Consider the following 16,600-nt stretch of genomic DNA (forward strand, 5'->3'; position numbering starts at 1 on the left):
ATTTTACAAAATTCAAGAATGCAGAATCGCCAAATTTATTTTTAACCCACAAAGCGCTGAGAGTCCTGATGTAATACTCTACACAGCGCCTAGCGAATCCGAAAAAAAAGAACTGATAGAAAAATACCAACTCGACGAACACACTCTCAATTCAATTTTCGACCCAGATGAGCTTGCGAGAATTGAGTTTGAAGAAAAACATTGCGCCATAGTCTACAAAAGACCGAAAAATTATTCAAGCGAGGATAATTATTTCTTCAAAGTTAATTCAGCCGGTCTTTTTATTTTCCATGAAGTCTTGATAATCATCTCGCCTGAGAATGTTTACGTGAATGATTTCAAAAACTTCAAAAATATTCGAACAATCCAGGATTTCTTTTTAAAAATTTTCGGAAACGGCATCACCCACTTTTTGGAACATTTGAGAATAATCAACAATATTTCAAGCGAGTTAGAAAATAAAATTAACAAATCTATGGAAAACAAATACCTGATAAATCTCTATACCCTCGAAAAGAGCCTTGTTTATTATTTCAACGCAATCAGCTCCAACGCATCCGTTTTAGACAAATTGAGAATATATTCAAAAAAACTTTTCTTTGAAGAGCACAATCTCGAATACCTTGACGATCTAATAATCGAGAACAACCAATGCATGAAACAAGCAGAGATACTCTCAAATATTCTCGCTGGACTTCTCGGAGCCAACGCATCGATTGTCTCCAATAATTTAAACGTGTTGATGAAAAATCTGAACGCTGTGGTGTTGGCCATAATGATTCCGAGTTTTTTTGCTGGTGTTGGCGGTATGTCTGAATTGACCTATCTTTTCGGGAAGAAATGGAGTTTAATAGCTTATCCAGTTTTTCTAATTCTGATGCTCGTACTGGCAATTTTTACATTTTATTTAGTCAAAAAATCCGAAAGACACTGATTTTTTTAAATTTTCCCCTTCAATGGATGATCAGCTACCCAGCCGGCTTGACTTTCGTATGGAACAAACATTACTTTGAGGTCCGCCACGTCTTCGCTGTCGGTCCACATCATTTTACTTGTAGCCTTTTCTTCGTGATCCACGTAATACCAGATGAAGTCGTCTTCAGCCGCGTCTTCAGAATCGCATATATAGACCATTATATCTGCCTGTGATTCAAATTTAACTTCCAGAATTCTATGATCGGCCTGGCTTTCGTAGTCAACCATTAAAACTTTTGCCAATCTTCCTCCTTTTCCGTTTATAGAAATCTTATTTCGAAAAATAAAATATTCTCGACCCGACAATTTTTTTATATTGTTCTATGTCCATAATGACAGAGTTTGTTCTCGAAGCAGCATTGAATGCAATTTTTGGGTTTTCAAAAACCGAATTATCAACAAATAAATCGACATCAATCAAAGGTCTTCCGAAAGGAGGCACGCAATTAGGTTCCAGCTCTGTCAATCCGAATAGTTCTTTCTCTGTCGCGAACCTGATTCTTTTTGCGTCGAATATTTTTCTCAGTGAAGATGAATCAATTTTCTTTGAAGCGCTCAGAATAAACATTAAGAATTTCCCGTCGATTTTCATAACTATAGCTTTTCCGCCGATAGAAATTTCTTCGCCCCTCGCTTTGGCTGACTCTTTTGAATTGAAAGTCGGTTCGTGTGATATTTTAGTATACACCGCTCCCCTTGAATCGAGAAAGTCATAAAGTTCTTTCATTGTAACCATAAATTCTATTATATATTAAAAATTAAATCATAAAAACAGATATAGTCTTTTCTTCATTAGACTTTTTTTGCTAAATTTTCGGCAATTACACAAATTCTCTTCGGATTTATATCTTTTAGGCATCTTTTGTCCCTGCAATCGGTTTTTGAATTACAGGGCGAGCATTCAAGCCCAAGTGATACGACCTCGAAATTCCTTCCGTGGGGCCCCCATACAGCGGGGTTGGAAGGTCCAAAAACCGCGACCACAGGGGTATCCATTGCCTGCGCTATATGGAGAGGACCAGTGTCGATGGAGACGAGAACTTTGGAAAGGTACAAAAGCGCCGCCGCTTCTCCAATGGTCAAGGATCCTGGGAACACCCTGACTTTTCCTTCAGTCATCTCCCTTAAATTTTCAAGATATTGCTTTTCCCTTGTACTGCCTATTGCGAAAACAGTGAAACTTCTGGTCAAACAATCAGCGATTTTAGCGGTTATTTCAATTGGCAAACTGTTAAAAAAGCTTGAACTGGCAGGACAAATGACTGCTGTTCGCCTTTCTTTATCAATTAATTTTTTGACTTTCTTTAAATCCCGTTTTTTGGGAACCAGCAGAGGATTCGCATCAAAGGAAGTAATGCCCAAAGGCTTAAGAACTTGCAGTTGATTCAAGCCTTCTTTTTGTATGACTTTTCTTTCGCCGGGAACCATGTGCGTTAAAAATATTCCGCTTTTTTTGTGATCGTATCCAAGCCGAATTTTTGGGTGGATCAAAAATGCGAGAAGAGAACTCCTCATGGCGAAATTCAAAGAAAGGCTCATGTCGAAACGCTTATTTTTCAATCTGAGAACCATGTTCAAATAATCTTTCAAGTTAGTTTTATTTTTATCGTAGGTCAATACTTCATCCACGTAAGGGGACAACTCCGCGATACCCGCGCATAGAGGTTGAACTAGATAGGAAATTACTGAATCAGGATATTTATTTTTGAGTTCCCTCGCCACTACTGTTGAAAGAACGGTGTCGCCTATCGCCGCGAGGTTTATTATGAGTATTTTCAATTTTCCCGCTTTATGTGAAAATTCAAAAAACCACCAAAAGTTCAAACACTATTTTAATTTCTTCGCTCTTTTGTAAAGTTGACCCATGGAATTCAATTTCACACCCTCAAAAATTTTCATCTTGTTGATATCCCTGTAAATCATTCCGCATTCGTCTTTTAATTTTACGAGAATTTGAGACCTGATTTTTTTCCAATTTTTCTTGTTAAAATCTGCAAGCTCCAAAAGAACTCCGTGCTTTCTTTCCATTTCCAGAAATATTTCTTCAGGTTTTCTGAAAAGGGTTTTCGAGCCATCCGTAAAGAAACCTTCCGATGGTTCCCAGTTGCCGTCACCTATTATTTTTCCTCTACCTATATTTTTTTTCCGGAGTTCTGTCAATCCGTTTTCTCTGACATATTTTCTGAAATCATCTGAATCCCTAAACAGACTTTCGACGAATTTTGTTTTCAAAAAACCGCCTTTTTGGTTGAAATAAAAATTCGCACTCGACCACCTGTATGAAAAAGGGTCGGATGTTTTTCCTTCTTTCACTGGAATATTCAAAATATAAGCAAGAGTTTGGGTAAAAAATATCTTGTCCTGAATCACAAAAGAATCGTATCTGTCAGCAAAAACATTGCCTTTAGTGCCGGTTTTCCTTCTTATATGATAGGCGAACTGGCTGTTCAACTGCCTGACGAAATCAGAGAGTCTTCCCGAAGCGTTTCTCAGGAGTAGATGAAAAGAATTATCCGTAAGACAAAAAGCAAAAATATCAATTCTGTGTAACTCTGATGACCCTTCCAGAAACTTCAAGAATTTGACCGCGTAAAAATCGTCTGGAAATATTTTTGTGGCGGCATTAGCTCTGGAATTTATGTAGTGAAAAGCATTTGCATATGTAAACCTCGGTTTTCTCACGGTTAATTTTTACCCTACAAAGGACAATGAGTCAAGCACCGTCCCTCTGTTTGAGGTCCGAAATTCCGGTTTTTTGGGGTAAAAAGGCTCAAATCAAAAAGGAAAAAAACTAAATTGCTGAAATAGGAAAATTTCTGATTTTAATATAGATAGTCCCAGAGAATAGAGGGAACCAAAACTGGTAAATTCTCAAAAAAAGATTTCATATTAAGAGCGTTTTCGTAATATCCGGCGGCGATTGAGTCCGGATTTTCTTCCTGGACTGGTTCACCGTTTAGTTCGCAATAATAACCCTTGCATTCACCTTCTTCAAAATAAAAAACCTTCTCTGAAAGTTTCACGCTTTCTTCCAAAGAAACTTCCTCAAATAAAACTGAAACTGTCTTAACCGGAAATCCGTCGTATCGGTAATACGCGGCATCTCTCGCCCTGTATGAAAGATACGAATAGTTGTTTTCAATGAATAAATATACGATATCGCCGTATTCGTCGTCTATACCTGGTAAATCGTAGTGTGCTATCAAATTGCTTGAAGGAAAACCAATTCCGGGAATGACTGTATGTTCTATCCAGATTTCCCTTGAATACAATTCGCCTGATACAATCCGGTTGTGAACATCAAGGGCAAACTCATCGGCTTTGTCCATGAAATCTTTGCTGTAAACAGGAATCTGGATGAAAAGAGTCAAAAGTATTAACGCCATAAAAATATATTTAGCATTATGACATGGATTTTACAAATGATATTTTCTGTCTTTTACCTGCTTTCGTAATACTCAAAAGCGTCTATGATGTCAAGATAAACGCCGTCAAAACCGGCATCAATGATCTTTTTTGTGTATGAACTGTCGTTGCCGAAGATGATATCCTGCCACTGGGGATTCCAATATTCGACCCTGAAGTTCCCAGGCCAGTCAGGATTTTCAACACCCAACCAATCAGGAGGGTCCGTATTCCACTCGTTTTTCCAGTAGTACCTGTAGTCTTCAGCCTCTCCTATGCTCATGTAAGACAGGACCAGCCTGCTGCCTCCTGAATGCTTGTTTCCGATTGATTGTACATCATCATACGTCAGTAGAGTTCCCTGAAAAAAGGCGTCGACAATCAAAATGTCAAAATCAGTTGAAGAGAGCGCATTGAGGTATTGAACTTTATTCTGGTATTGGTCTGGGTTTATCAGATACAGAAAATTTCTGGCATCTTCAAGACTCACAACATCCAAAAGATTTGCATGATAAGGGCTCGCCGGGTAAGCAGGAATACCGTCCAGCTCTCTCCTGTTCGCTGCAAACGAAATGTAATCACGGTCATAATTCATTTCGTATGAAGAATCCACGTATACTCTCGTCGAACAGTAGTCTGTAACCAGTATTTCAACACCGGTCGCTTCCGCTCGGTCGAGAAAACCTTTCATGTATTCTCTTTCCGCCGACGGTGTCGGGACATCGTCATGGTCGTAACCGTAAAACAGGTCTTCTCTACCCAATCCGTCTATTGATGAAACGTATCCGGTTTCAATAGGGCCGTTTGCTTCACCGTCGGATGTGATAAGTTCATTGCCGTTCTGAGGAACGACGATGAAATTCGGACTTAAATTTTCTGCGTAAGCACTTATTCCGCGAACGAAATTCCTCATGTCCTCACGGTAATTCCTGGCCTGTCCCGGATCCGGTTCACCGGGGCTCTGGTTGCTGCAACCCGTCAACAAAACAATAAACGACAGCAAATAAACCAGCATTTTAAGCATATCAACCTCCCGGTAAAAATATGCTCTTATGTTGTATGCGCGTCAAGGCAGTATTTGTGTTTACAGAAAATCCTTCGTCGGATCTTTGTAACCAATTTCCGATACACCGGACACATTTTGATTGGCGTAACAGTAAATGCACCCCGCGGGGCAAGTGCTGTATGCACCAATGTCGACGCTTTCGTCGCAAAGACACTGCTCCCTTTGCGATCTGTCTTTTTTAGAACTGATTGTCTTCCCGCTTATCCTCTCTAAAAGCCTCGCGTCCACACACTTTCCCTTTCTGACGCCGAATGACGATAGGTCCATGCTTTCAGCGCAAGTAAAAACTTCCAACCCCGCTATTTTACAGATATTCCCGAAATTCAGGGCGATTTGCGACATTTGGTCCTCGCCTATTTCCACAGCTCCTACCGAATCAAGTTTTTGGGCGTTTTTCCTGTATATATCTACAAAACTGAAAACTATCCGCTCTGTGTAGTTTTGAAGAAGAAAAACAGTCTTTTCGAAAGATTCGATGTGCCATCCAACAGTATATTTTTCCGTAATTATCACCGGATCGATCCTCAAAACATTTTTTTCAGGTCCAATTTTGTCTGAAAGTCTTTTAAAGTCGTCAATTCTAAGAGAATATGGGGGAACGCCGGGTTCGATTTCTTTTCCATAGGAATTTAGAGTGAACTGAAAATAGTAGTTGTAGTTTTTCAGTTCTTCCAAATGAGAAATAAATCTACGAGGATTTTTTGTCCAGAAAACTATCCCGTCAACACTGTCGTAAGAAAGCGAAACATGTCTGAATTGTTTTGAGTTTCGAGGGTTTTTCACGTTGATAAAGCCTTCCCTAATTCTATTGAACAGCCAATCCCCGTGAAAAGCCGGTATGTCGGTGCGTCTGCTGGCGCTTATTATCAAAAAACCAACAACCTCGAAAGTCTATGCAATTGAATGCCTTTTAGGTCCATGTTTTTCATATTATCACCCTGTACTGGAATTTCTCCAAGCAATCCACTTTGAAACGTCTTTTCCCAAATCTTCTCCCGTGATATTTTTCAATGCTTCGTAAGCCGAATCGTAGGGAAAACCGGCATCTGTAATTTTACTTGTCTGTTTCATGGCTTCAACCAGAAAATCGACTGCATTGTCCTTTTTCAAACCCTTTTCTGCGAGCTTTTCCAAGACATAACAAGCCCACCATTTATTCCCTGGGTCGGAAAATTTCACTTCGGAGATGAGAATGTCCGTGACGCAACCATCCTCCATATTTACAAGAGCTTGTGCTGCTTTCAACAAAAGGTCGGCGTCTTCTTCTTCGGCAATGATTCTCACAAGAGAGTTCACGGCTTTTCTTTCCTTTTTTTCTCCGAGAAGTTGCGCTGCCTGTTCTCTTGAATCACTTTTTTTGTTTTCAAGTTCTTTTAAAACAGGCTTAATTCCTTTTATTTTGTATTCCTCATCAATTTTTTTCTTCGCCCTTGCATGCCTGATGTAATGAACAGTTATTATGGTGGCAAACAATAGAGCTATGCCAAGCCCTATTGTCCAATTTATGCTCATGTTTATTTCCATAGATCTTTTCCTTTCTGAATTAATTTGGCAAATAAACCATTTTCCAAAAAAACGATATAATACTGTTTGTAATTCAAAACACCCGCGTTTTTAATCCAATATGATCCTACAATAAAAAATCATTTCCTGGGATTACTCCAGAATTCTTTATAGTATTTTATTTGTTCATTGAGTTCAATCGGTTCCCCGTTTAAGTTTCTCCAATATGAAATTATTACTATTGAAAACATGTCATCGGGGTGGAATACTCCCATAGAGTTGAAATACTCCGACAATCTTGAATCGGACCAAAGCCCTGAGTTGTTTCTTATCCATTTTTCCAAACCATGATGGTACTCAATCATATCTTCCTCGGTTCTTTCCGTCATTTTATCAATTAATTCACGGGGCAGCATTATGTCTAATTCATTGATGCAATCCTCTATATCTGAGGGTATGTAGTATCCTGTCGGTGAATTTTCATCTTCGGTCGGAGTGAGTTGAATTTTGTTTTTTTCTTCACAGAATAACCGGGTTGAAAATAAAAAAAGAACAATCAAACAGGCTTTTGTCATATTTATCTCCCTAAAAGCTCAACCTCATTACTGTTCGTTTTATGGGAATATGCCATTTTTAAATATTAGGTAAAACAGTTACTACCCTGATTAGATTTTTTTTAGTTTTTGCAACGCTTCTGAAGTACCAATGACAACGAGCTTATCCCCTGCAAGTATTTTTAGGTCTGGATTCACTTTGGTAATTTTTTTCTCTTCCCTTAAAATCCCTACTACTGTAGCTCCGAATTTCTGCCTAAAAGAAAATTCAGCCAGAGTAGTCCCTTTAACAACAGAGTTTTCTGATACTTCAATCTCGGCAATTTCAAAACCGAAGGGCTCGTTTTCATAACCGCTGGAATCAAACCTGTTCAGTATTTGCTCAGCTTCTTTCAAATTTTCAGGGTTTCCTGCTATTATCAGCCTGTCGCCGGGAAACACCCTCTTTTCAGAAGTCACTTCAAAATCAATATTACCGGCCCTCACTACAGCAAGGACAGACACTCCTGTTTTTGACCGAAGCGGTATGTTTTTTATCATTTTGCCTGCTTCAGACGAATCAGAACGAATTCTAACTTCAGCGAATTCTATGGGCCAATCGATATTTTTCGGCAGGAGTTCCATCGCGTATGTAAGCGAATCCGCCGCCTGTTCCGCGGCATCGGAAAAAGTTCTGAAAACGAGATGCGCGCCTGATTTTTCGTACTCTTCCGCGTCTTGTTTGTTTGAGGCCGTCACCGCGACTTTTCCCATAAATTTTTTTTCCTTTAAAAGATTAATCAGTACCGAGTTGAGGTTTCTGTCGCGTATGCTGCTGACAACCCACTTTGTCCTGTCAAGCGGCAGTTGCTCGTGGATTTCCGGGTCGGTTATGTCACCGTAAATAACCGGTATGTTCTTCGATCGCCACTTCTGCAAACTCTCCGGGTCAAAGTCCACGCCGAGTAAAGCCATTTCCCTGTGCAGCAGTTCTTCTGCAATCCCGCTTCCGTAATTGCCTAAGCCTACCAGTATGACTTGGAAAGTTTTATCTTCTTCCTTGAAGTCGATTGCCGATTCTCTATGGGGGTTTTTTCTCTCGAACAATTTCAAAGGTCTGGATAAGATTTTGTAGAGCTGATTTGAATAAAGAATCATGTATGTTGAAAAAAAGATGGTCACCACTCCCACAAAAGTCACGACACCTACTGTTTCTTTAGATATATGTCCTATAGCGTATCCCATCGAAATCACAATCAGTGAAAATTCGCTTATCTGGGCGACAGCAAGACCCGATAAGAAACCGGTGCGCCTTCTATAACCCATTAACCCCATAATCACCATGACTATGACTGGGTTTCCAATAAGGACAAAAATCGAAAGAAGTATTGAAAGCGCTAAACCGGAGCCTATGAGTGTAACGTCAAGTCTTGCTCCAAGTTCTATAAAGAAAAAAAGAAGAAGAAAGTCCCTCAAAGTCGTAAGCCGAGCTCCGATAGAATCCCTGAATTCGGTTGAAGCCAGCGAAAAACCAGCCAAAAAAGCCCCGACTTCCTTGCTGAAACCGAGATATTCACCCGCGGCACCGAGAACCACCGCCCAGGCAATGGCGAACAGTGTCAACAATTCCATTGATTGGGCGAGTTTTTTTGTAAGCCATGGCAGGACATATCTCATAAGCAAGCCTACAATAAGAAAAAAAACCATTCCTTTGGCAAAGACAAAAAACGCCGACTCCCAAAAAGAAATTTCTTTTCCCGCGGGTATTCTCAAGGTAGTCAGGGCGACCAACGCTATTATTGCCGCGATGTCCTGGACAATCAGAAATCCTATCGCTATTTGCCCGTGAAGCGAATCAATCTCTTTTTTGTCTGAAAGAAGCTTGACGATTATAATCGTGCTCGAAAATGTCAGGGCTACCGCCGCGTAAGCTGAACTTACTAGATCAAGACCCAACACCAAAAGGATAATCAGGCCGAAGACAGACGTGAATACTATCTGTCCTAGCCCTGTCGCGAGAGCTACAGGACCTATGGTTTTTATAAGTTTCAGGTCAAGTTTCAGGCCGACGATAAACAGAAGAAGTGCGACCCCCATTTGACTTAGCAGTTCTATCTGCTCATGGCTTTCGATTATTTTAAAGCCGGAAGGTCCGGCCAAGATTCCAGCCACCAAAAACATTATGATAAGCGGCTGTTTTAATACCCTCCCTAAGACACCGAGGACTGTTGATACAGCTAATATTGCCGCGATTTCAACAAAAGGATTTCCTGTCAAAAGAGCTCATCCTCAATCGAAAGGTTTAAATTGCTTTTTCTCAAAGTGTCCTTCCGAAAAATATTCCGGTTTTAAGGTTCTATTCCCAGAGTTTTAAACAAGAAAGAATAGACGTCCGCTGTTTTTTCAACAGCTTTGGAAACCGACATGCCGTGCCCATGCCCGGATTTTTTTTCGATTCTTAAAAAAACAGGATTTTTTCCGTTGGATTTTTCCTGCAATGTTGCGGCAAATTTAAAAGAATGCGCAGGGTAGACTCTGTCGTCCGTGTCAGCTGTGTTTATGAGAATCGGTGGATAATTCTCACCTTTTTTGACGTTGTGCAGAGGGGAATAAGCTACCAAAAATTTGAAATGCTCCTCGTTTTCCGGATCGCCGTATTCGGGAATCCAGTATCTGCCGACAGTCCACTTGTGATACCTGAGCATGTCGAGCACCCCGACTTCGCATACCACTGCTCCGAAGAGATCGGGTCTCTGAATCATGCAAGCCGCCGTCAGAAGTCCGCCGTTGCTCCCTCCGCTTATAGCCAGTTTTTCTCTTTTTGTGTACTTCTTTTCTGTCAACGCTTGGGCAACAGCTATAAAATCGTCGAAAACATTCTGCTTGGCACCCAACATTCCGCCCCGGTGCCAGTTTTCTCCGAATTCTCCCCCCCCTCTCAAATTTGCAAGAGCGTACACTCCGCCTTTTTGTATCCAATAATAGACCGTGGGGGAAAACCATGGAGTCTGAGGAACATTAAATCCCCCGTAACCGTACAGTATAGCTGGATTTGAACCGTCAATTTTCAGGTCTTTTCTCCTGGCGACAAAAAACGGTATTTTTGTGCCGTCTCTGGATTGGGCGAAAAGCCTTTCTACGATAAATTTGGAGACGTCTGTTTCAAGCCCCTCCCTTCCGAATTCTGTGGTCTCACCGCTTTTAATATCGTATCTGTAAACTGTACCCGGGTACAAAAAAGAAGAAAATTTGAAATACAAGTCCTGCCTTTCAGCATAACCCAAAAGTCCCAGAACCATTCCTTTGTCCGGGAGTTTTATCTCACGCTCAAACTTGCCTTCTTTTGAAAAGGTTTTTATTATCGAACTCGCGTCGTGCAGGTATTCGACGACGAATTTTCCTCCCGCAAATACAGCCCTTTCCAAATTGTCCTCAGATTCCGAAATCACTTCTCTCCAATAATCCGGTTCTGGTCTGTTAAGGTCGATAGAAATCAACCTCCCAAGGGGGGCGTCCTTGTCGGTTTTAAAAAAAATTATTTCACCTATGCTGAAAACGTATGTATAATCAGCGTCAAAAACACCGATCAATTGATTGAACTCATTTTCTTCTTCTACTTTTCTCATAAAGACGAGATTTTTTCTCTCGGTCCCAACGCTCGCGAAAACTAAAAGATACTTCCCGTCATCCGTTACAATAGAGTAAAAACCGTATTCTTTGTTTTTTTTGTCTTCATAAACAAGTACGTCTTCCGCCTGAGGGGTTTTAATCCGGTGAAAATATATTTTGGAATAATTAACCCTGTCTTCAGGAGGAACGGAACCCTCCTCGGGAAACCGGTTGTAGAAAAAACCAGATGAATCTTTTTTCCAACTCACTTGAGTAAACCTGCACCAATTGATCATCTCAGGAAGGTCTTCTCCGTTATCAACGTCTAAAATCCTTATCTCAGACCAGTCCGACCCCGAACAGTTTTTTCCATAGACAACGAATTTACCGTCTTCTGAGACACTCCACAAAGAGAGAGAATAGGAACCGTCATCGCTCCATTTATTTGGATCCAAGAGAACCTTGGCATTGTCGTCTTTGGGTTCCCGGCAGTATAAAACCGGATAGTCCTGTAAAGCGTCTTTCGCCAAATAAAACATTTTATCGCCTTTGACTTCAGGGGTGCCTTGTGTCGAATAACTCCATACCTTTTTGAGCCCTTCGTATATACTCCTGAATTTGCCGCCCTCTCTTAAAAACTTTCTCGTCAGTTCGTCCTGCTTAAACGCCCATCTCTGGACTTGATCAGATTCTACTTCTTCAAGCCACCTGTATGGGTCTTCAATTTTGTCCCCATGAATCTTCTCAACTATGTCAACTTTCTTGGTGTGTGGATACTTCATAGATTCCCTCTTTCTTTTTGTTTCACATAATTTCATCGACAAAAATAATATAAAAGACCGATAGTTTTTTGTAAATTTAATTTTGCTTTGTCTTTGTAAATATTGCGTTTTCAAATTATCAGGATAAAAATTCATAAAACAAACATCAACCATAAACGACAAGAAGGTTTAAGAATAAAAGACAAGAGTTTATACCGCCGGGAAATTTTCAAACTAATTCCCAAAAAATTCGTGGTGAAAATTCTTGCTTATTAAATAATCAATTACTAAAAAAAACAGGCAATACCAAAGAAAACTTAGAATGAAACGCATGGAGGGAGGAGAATACCCCATTCACAAAAGGATTTGTGGGTACAAATTTCATGGGTCCAGTGTTAAAAAAATTTTTTTACCAAAAAATACGAACATTAATATAATCATCCTCATGAAACCCTGTTTTGTTTATCTATTTGACAATTTATCAAAACGGATATTATCTTAAATAAAATCGAGACAAAAAATATGAATGAAAAAGACAAAATTTCGGAAATCCTCAAGATAATGCGTGAAGACATTTTGAGAACTCTTGCTGAAGAAGACAAGAAACTCACCCTAAAATCCTTAACAGCAGAAATAACGGGTGATCTATCTCTGATGTCTGAAGCTATCGGAATCCTTCAGAAAGAAGGGCTCCTCTCCATTGATGAGGGATCTTTTTTTCTTACGTCATCGGGAAAAGAACATGCAGAAGAAATAATGAAAAAACACCTTGTCCTAGAAGAATTTTTTTTGACCAGAGGCGAAATCGACAAAGCGCATAAAATGGCTCACATCCTCGAACATTACATAAAAAATGAAGTACTGAATAATATAAAAAAACTCTCCACTCTCAAAGAAGAAGGAATACCTCTTCTTAAGTTCGGAAAAGATAAAACAGCGCTGATAACCGATATGCCATTTTCTGACACGAGGCTTTTGGAGAGGCTTGTCAGTATGGGAGTACTGCCGGGTGAAATAATTGAATTGACAAATGTCATACCAGGCGCTTGCGTTGTCCATATAAACAACAAAAAAATCGTCATGGACAAGAGTATTGCCTCACAAATTCGTGTTTTCAAATATGAAGAAAATTAAAATACTCCTGGTAGGGCAACCCAATGTCGGAAAATCATCTCTTCTCAACGCGCTTGTCGGTTCAAAAGTAGTAGCCTCAAACTACCCCGGGACGACCGTAGAAATATTAAAAGCTGAAAAAACCGTCGGCGAAACGATTATAATTTTTGTTGATACACCTGGTATATATTCCATAGCCGACAGGAGTAAAGAGGAAAAGATAACCGCCAAAGCGCTTTTTGAGGGAAAATTCGACGGGGTGGTAATAGTAGCTGATGTATGTTCTTTGGAAAGAAGTCTCTACCTTGCTTTACAGATTTTGGAAGCGGAAATACCTGCGGTGATAGCTCTCAATTTCGTGGAAGAAGCGGGAAAAAAAGGCATCAGCGTTGACGCTGATAAACTTTCCCACCTACTCAGAATTCCTGTAATACCTATAAATCCGGTAAAGAGGAAAGGTATGGATATACTTTTGGACTCCCTTACAAATATTGGGCAGGAGGATTTCTATAAAATAGTTTATGATGACCATATAGAACAGGCCATACATGAAATTTCTTATGATTTAAAACAGACAGATCTACCTAAAAGATTTATTTCCGTGCGAATCTTGGAAAAAGACGAGGATTTTTACAAATATGTATCCTATGAAGATACAGCCAAAAAAACGCAAAAAATTCTTTCGCCACACCCAAAAGTGGAAGAGGATATTTCGGTGACGAGGTATGGAATCGCGGCATTCATTGCCGAAAAAGCCACGACTATAATCCACAGAGACAAATCAGCTTCAATTCAAAAAAAGATGGACGACATACTCCTGCATAAAATTTACGGTCCTTTAGCGACATTTCTCATACTCCTTACAATATTCGGACTTCTCCTGTTCCTCGGAAACTATACACAGGATATTTTGATGAATCTTACAGAAAAATTGCTTCTGCCTTTGACATTTTCCAACACTTCGATTTTCAAAATCGTTCTCGTCCAAGGCCTCACAGGCGTTATGGCCGGTATTTCAATAGCCCTTCCTTACGTGTTTCTCTTTTATGTGATACTGGGTTTTCTCGAAGACGTAGGCATTTTGCCAAGGTTCATCGTCAACACAGAGAGATTCTTCAAACTCTTGGGTCTCCCTGGGAAAGCTTTCATACCTCTATCCTTAGGCCTTGGATGCTCTGTATCCGCTGAGAGGGCGACGAGGATTCTGACATCCGATAAAGAAAAAATGTTCACCTTGTCGTTATTCGCCTTTGTGCCTTGTTCAAGCCGTATAGCAGTCATAATGGGTATTGTTGGCTTTTTCGGAGGTCAAATGATGGCTGTTTCGGTTTTGTTTTCTCTGTTTATAGCAGCTTTGATATGGTCTTTTGCCCTCAAAAAGGTGCTTAGGATCAAAAAAGAACCTTTGCTCATTGAACTCCCGCCGTACAGAGTTCCGCTTTTAAAAAACATTATGATAAAAAGCTGGATCAGAATGAAGGATTTCATTTATTTGGTAATACCCCTTTTGGCTCTCGGGGGAATAATTTACGCGCTTTTTGACACCATGAACTTGACTGAAAAAATCGCAAATCCATTTTCTCCAATCACAGGATGGCTGGGACTTCCTAAAGAGACAATAATACCTCTGTTGTTCGGGTTCTTCCAAAAAGATCTGACGGCCACAATGCTTTTGTCCGCGCTCGGACAGGATATTTCGTCTATCTTAAAACCCATGCAGATATTTACTTTCGGCCTGGCGTCTTCCATAGGCATCCCATGCATCATAGCTTTCGGAGTCTTAATAAAAGAAATCGGTATAAAAAAATCAGCTTTAATATTTATAGCCACAATGGCATACGGCATTTTATTTTCCGGCGTGGTTTTTAGAATGATTAGATTTATTTTCTGAACCCAGTTCCTATTTCAAATACACCATCAGGAGGTCTCCACCAAAAATCTCAAATCGCCAAACAATCACTTTTAAAAAAGCCTATTACTTTATTGAACGAAAACAGACAAAGGAAAACCTCATGTGCGAATCGGTTTCTAAACCGAAAATTTGATGTTTACCTCAATTTAGACCGCTGATTAATATCAATTATACAGCAGAGACTCCAAGTAAAAGAAATTCCCGGTTGAGATCAGACAAACTCCGTACTAAAATCTACCGCTGTCATCAATATTTCAAAGAAAGGAGTGACTATGAGAAATAGAAAAATATTTTTGGTTTTGTTTCTCCTTGCAAATTGTTCGTCCTTGCTGTTTTCGCAGGGTCAGCTGATATGGGGCCCAGTCACCCCGGCTACGCAGGACACATGCGGATTATACGGGGTGTGTTACAACACGAACAATGACAGAATTTACTACCTCAACATCTACAGAAACCTGATATACATAGCGGGTTCTGACCAAGCTATGACTTCATATGGAACCATTCCAGCACCCAACGGAATGACCCATTTTACAGACATTACTTTCTGCGGCCACGACAACACTTTTTGGCTTGTCAACTGCAGCAACGATATGGCGTATCACATTGACACTTTAGGAAACATTCTCGGATCTTTTGCATGTCCGGCGACGACTTATGCTTCGGGAATAACTTACTTCGAAAACACGGGAACATTGTTTTTCGTGGACAGGATGGCAAATTCTCCCCACTACATTTACGAAACCGACACAATGGGAAACCTCCTCAACACGATGATCCACCCCGGGCAGGGCTACATGGGTCCGCGATGTCTTGGCTCGATACAAGCCGGATACAGTTCTCGTCTGATAAACGTATTTACGTATTTCAACAGCGTAAACGGCCTTGATTCATCTTCGGTTTTTTTGATGGATCCAGGATCCGGCTCTCTGGAATCACAATTCAGGTTCTCCTGCTCTGGCAACGACAACATAAGGGGTGTTGAGTTTGATCCGAGAGACGGCAGTCTTTGGATAACAAACTTCGCCGACGGCTGAGGGAGCTGTCCAGGAGCCTTTTTCAAGGTCTCCGGCTTCTCAGTTGGAGGAGTTGAAGAAAACCCGGAACCAATAGCAACCCAGGTGTTACAGCTTACAATTAGCCCTAATCCGTTCAGGGGGTCAACGGTCATATCGTATCAACTTCCGTCAGCATGTCACGTCAGCCTCATAATATTCGACGTCACCGGAAGAGAGGTCATCTCCATTAAGGATCAGCTTCAGAGCCCCGGCGATCATCAACTGATATGGAACGGCACTGACTCAAGGTTGTTACCTCTTAGGGCGGGAACATACTTTTACAGGTTCCAGATGGATGAAAACCAAACCACGGGAGTGATCGACCTTATTTAGATTTTAAACATCTTTGAGGTACAGCTATCGGTTTACCGCGAAAACTTCTGGAAGGGATGATACATAATAACTAATTTCCTTTAGCATGTTCATTCTAATTCCTTTCTCTGATGACGATAAAAAAACTTTGAATGGTCTATAGCACAATATTCATACCAGGAGGGTCGTATGAAAGCATTTTACGCGGTATTGATGATTCTTGGTGTTATTTACAAAGTTCAAAATCTTTCAGCCTGTACCACGATACTTGTGACATCGGGAGCTTCCAGAGACGGATCCGTCCTCGTCACCCACTCAGACGACAACGAACTCTGCGACGAAAGGGTCATATA

Annotated in this window: 16 protein-coding genes; 5 read left to right on the forward strand and 11 right to left on the reverse strand. The window is 40.5% G+C overall.

All coding sequences use genetic code 11. The annotated features are described in order from the left end of the window. A partial coding sequence (locus JXA84_07990) for a magnesium transporter CorA family protein (GenBank protein MBN1151139.1) occupies nt 1–934 on the forward strand: 934 nt, incomplete at its 5' end. A 5-nt stretch (nt 935–939) separates the two neighbouring features. Here the strand turns inward: JXA84_07990 and JXA84_07995 are convergent. From JXA84_07995 to JXA84_08045, 11 genes are all read right to left on the reverse strand, one after another. Beyond that, complete coding sequence (locus tag JXA84_07995) at nt 940–1,218, reverse strand: hypothetical protein (GenBank protein ID MBN1151140.1); 279 nt, start codon at nt 1,216–1,218, stop codon at nt 940–942. A 28-nt stretch (nt 1,219–1,246) separates the two neighbouring features. Then, nucleotides 1,247–1,702: a hypothetical protein gene (locus tag JXA84_08000; GenBank protein MBN1151141.1), complete on the reverse strand. Its 456-nt coding sequence runs from the start codon at nt 1,700–1,702 to the stop codon at nt 1,247–1,249. A gap of 65 nt (nt 1,703–1,767) precedes the next feature. Next, nucleotides 1,768–2,754, reverse strand: coding sequence for a glycosyltransferase family 9 protein (locus JXA84_08005; GenBank protein ID MBN1151142.1), 987 nt, complete (start codon nt 2,752–2,754; stop codon nt 1,768–1,770). Nucleotides 2,755–2,802: 48 nt separating this feature from the next. Next, nucleotides 2,803–3,657 carry a transposase gene (locus tag JXA84_08010; GenBank protein ID MBN1151143.1) on the reverse strand — a complete coding sequence of 285 codons (855 nt, stop codon included), beginning with the start codon at nt 3,655–3,657 and terminating at the stop codon, nt 2,803–2,805. Nucleotides 3,658–3,797: 140 nt separating this feature from the next. Continuing rightward, nucleotides 3,798–4,361 (reverse strand): hypothetical protein, encoded by a 564-nt coding sequence (locus JXA84_08015; GenBank protein ID MBN1151144.1) that lies wholly within the window; start codon nt 4,359–4,361, stop codon nt 3,798–3,800. Nucleotides 4,362–4,414: 53 nt separating this feature from the next. Continuing rightward, on the reverse strand, nt 4,415–5,404 hold the full coding sequence (locus JXA84_08020; GenBank protein MBN1151145.1) for an endo alpha-1,4 polygalactosaminidase: 990 nt from the start codon (nt 5,402–5,404) through the stop codon (nt 4,415–4,417). 60 nt (nt 5,405–5,464) lie between these two features. Then, nucleotides 5,465–6,316 (reverse strand): DUF1848 domain-containing protein, encoded by an 852-nt coding sequence (locus JXA84_08025; GenBank protein ID MBN1151146.1) that lies wholly within the window; start codon nt 6,314–6,316, stop codon nt 5,465–5,467. A gap of 63 nt (nt 6,317–6,379) precedes the next feature. Continuing rightward, nucleotides 6,380–6,970: a HEAT repeat domain-containing protein gene (locus JXA84_08030; GenBank protein ID MBN1151147.1), complete on the reverse strand. Its 591-nt coding sequence runs from the start codon at nt 6,968–6,970 to the stop codon at nt 6,380–6,382. Nucleotides 6,971–7,089: 119 nt separating this feature from the next. Next, nucleotides 7,090–7,524, reverse strand: coding sequence for a hypothetical protein (locus tag JXA84_08035; protein MBN1151148.1), 435 nt, complete (start codon nt 7,522–7,524; stop codon nt 7,090–7,092). A gap of 90 nt (nt 7,525–7,614) precedes the next feature. Then, on the reverse strand, nt 7,615–9,759 hold the full coding sequence (locus tag JXA84_08040) for a cation:proton antiporter (protein ID MBN1151149.1): 2,145 nt from the start codon (nt 9,757–9,759) through the stop codon (nt 7,615–7,617). Between the two features lie 71 nt (nt 9,760–9,830). Continuing rightward, the gene (locus tag JXA84_08045; protein MBN1151150.1) at nt 9,831–11,873 is read right to left on the reverse strand and encodes a S9 family peptidase; all 2,043 of its coding nucleotides are present in this window, start codon (nt 11,871–11,873) and stop codon (nt 9,831–9,833) included. A gap of 501 nt (nt 11,874–12,374) precedes the next feature. Here JXA84_08045 and JXA84_08050 point away from each other — a divergent pair. From JXA84_08050 to JXA84_08065, 4 genes are all read left to right on the forward strand, one after another. After that, the gene (locus tag JXA84_08050) at nt 12,375–12,986 is read left to right on the forward strand and encodes a FeoA domain-containing protein (protein ID MBN1151151.1); all 612 of its coding nucleotides are present in this window, start codon (nt 12,375–12,377) and stop codon (nt 12,984–12,986) included. Further along, nucleotides 12,973–14,856 carry a ferrous iron transport protein B gene (gene feoB, locus JXA84_08055; GenBank protein MBN1151152.1) on the forward strand — a complete coding sequence of 628 codons (1,884 nt, stop codon included), beginning with the start codon at nt 12,973–12,975 and terminating at the stop codon, nt 14,854–14,856. The genes JXA84_08050 and feoB overlap by 14 nt, the downstream gene beginning before the upstream one ends. A gap of 293 nt (nt 14,857–15,149) precedes the next feature. Continuing rightward, entirely contained in the window at nt 15,150–15,914 is a 765-nt protein-coding gene (locus JXA84_08060; protein ID MBN1151153.1) for a hypothetical protein, read from the forward strand. Between the two features lie 84 nt (nt 15,915–15,998). Continuing rightward, nucleotides 15,999–16,268, forward strand: a complete 270-nt coding sequence (locus tag JXA84_08065) for a T9SS type A sorting domain-containing protein (protein MBN1151154.1) — start codon at nt 15,999–16,001, stop codon at nt 16,266–16,268. Nucleotides 16,269–16,600 lie beyond the last annotated feature (332 nt).

The organism is candidate division WOR-3 bacterium (assembly GCA_016926475.1).
GTDB lineage: Bacteria > SDB-A > SDB-A > SDB-A > SDB-A > JAFGIG01.

What these genes read in the sequence shown, in the direction of transcription:
- JXA84_08000 (MBN1151141.1), bottom strand. Translation starts at nt 1,702, where the DNA reads ATGAAAGAACTTTATGACTTTCTCGATTCAAGGGGAGCGGTGTATACT.
- JXA84_08015 (MBN1151144.1), bottom strand. Translation starts at nt 4,361, where the DNA reads ATGGCGTTAATACTTTTGACTCTTTTCATCCAGATTCCTGTTTACAGC.
- JXA84_08050 (MBN1151151.1), top strand. Translation starts at nt 12,375, where the DNA reads ATGAATGAAAAAGACAAAATTTCGGAAATCCTCAAGATAATGCGTGAA.
- JXA84_08045 (MBN1151150.1), bottom strand. Translation starts at nt 11,873, where the DNA reads ATGAAGTATCCACACACCAAGAAAGTTGACATAGTTGAGAAGATTCAT.
- JXA84_08020 (MBN1151145.1), bottom strand. Translation starts at nt 5,404, where the DNA reads ATGCTTAAAATGCTGGTTTATTTGCTGTCGTTTATTGTTTTGTTGACG.
- JXA84_08035 (MBN1151148.1), bottom strand. Translation starts at nt 7,524, where the DNA reads ATGACAAAAGCCTGTTTGATTGTTCTTTTTTTATTTTCAACCCGGTTA.
- feoB (MBN1151152.1), top strand. Translation starts at nt 12,973, where the DNA reads ATGAAGAAAATTAAAATACTCCTGGTAGGGCAACCCAATGTCGGAAAA.
- JXA84_08060 (MBN1151153.1), top strand. Translation starts at nt 15,150, where the DNA reads ATGAGAAATAGAAAAATATTTTTGGTTTTGTTTCTCCTTGCAAATTGT.
- JXA84_08030 (MBN1151147.1), bottom strand. Translation starts at nt 6,970, where the DNA reads ATGGAAATAAACATGAGCATAAATTGGACAATAGGGCTTGGCATAGCT.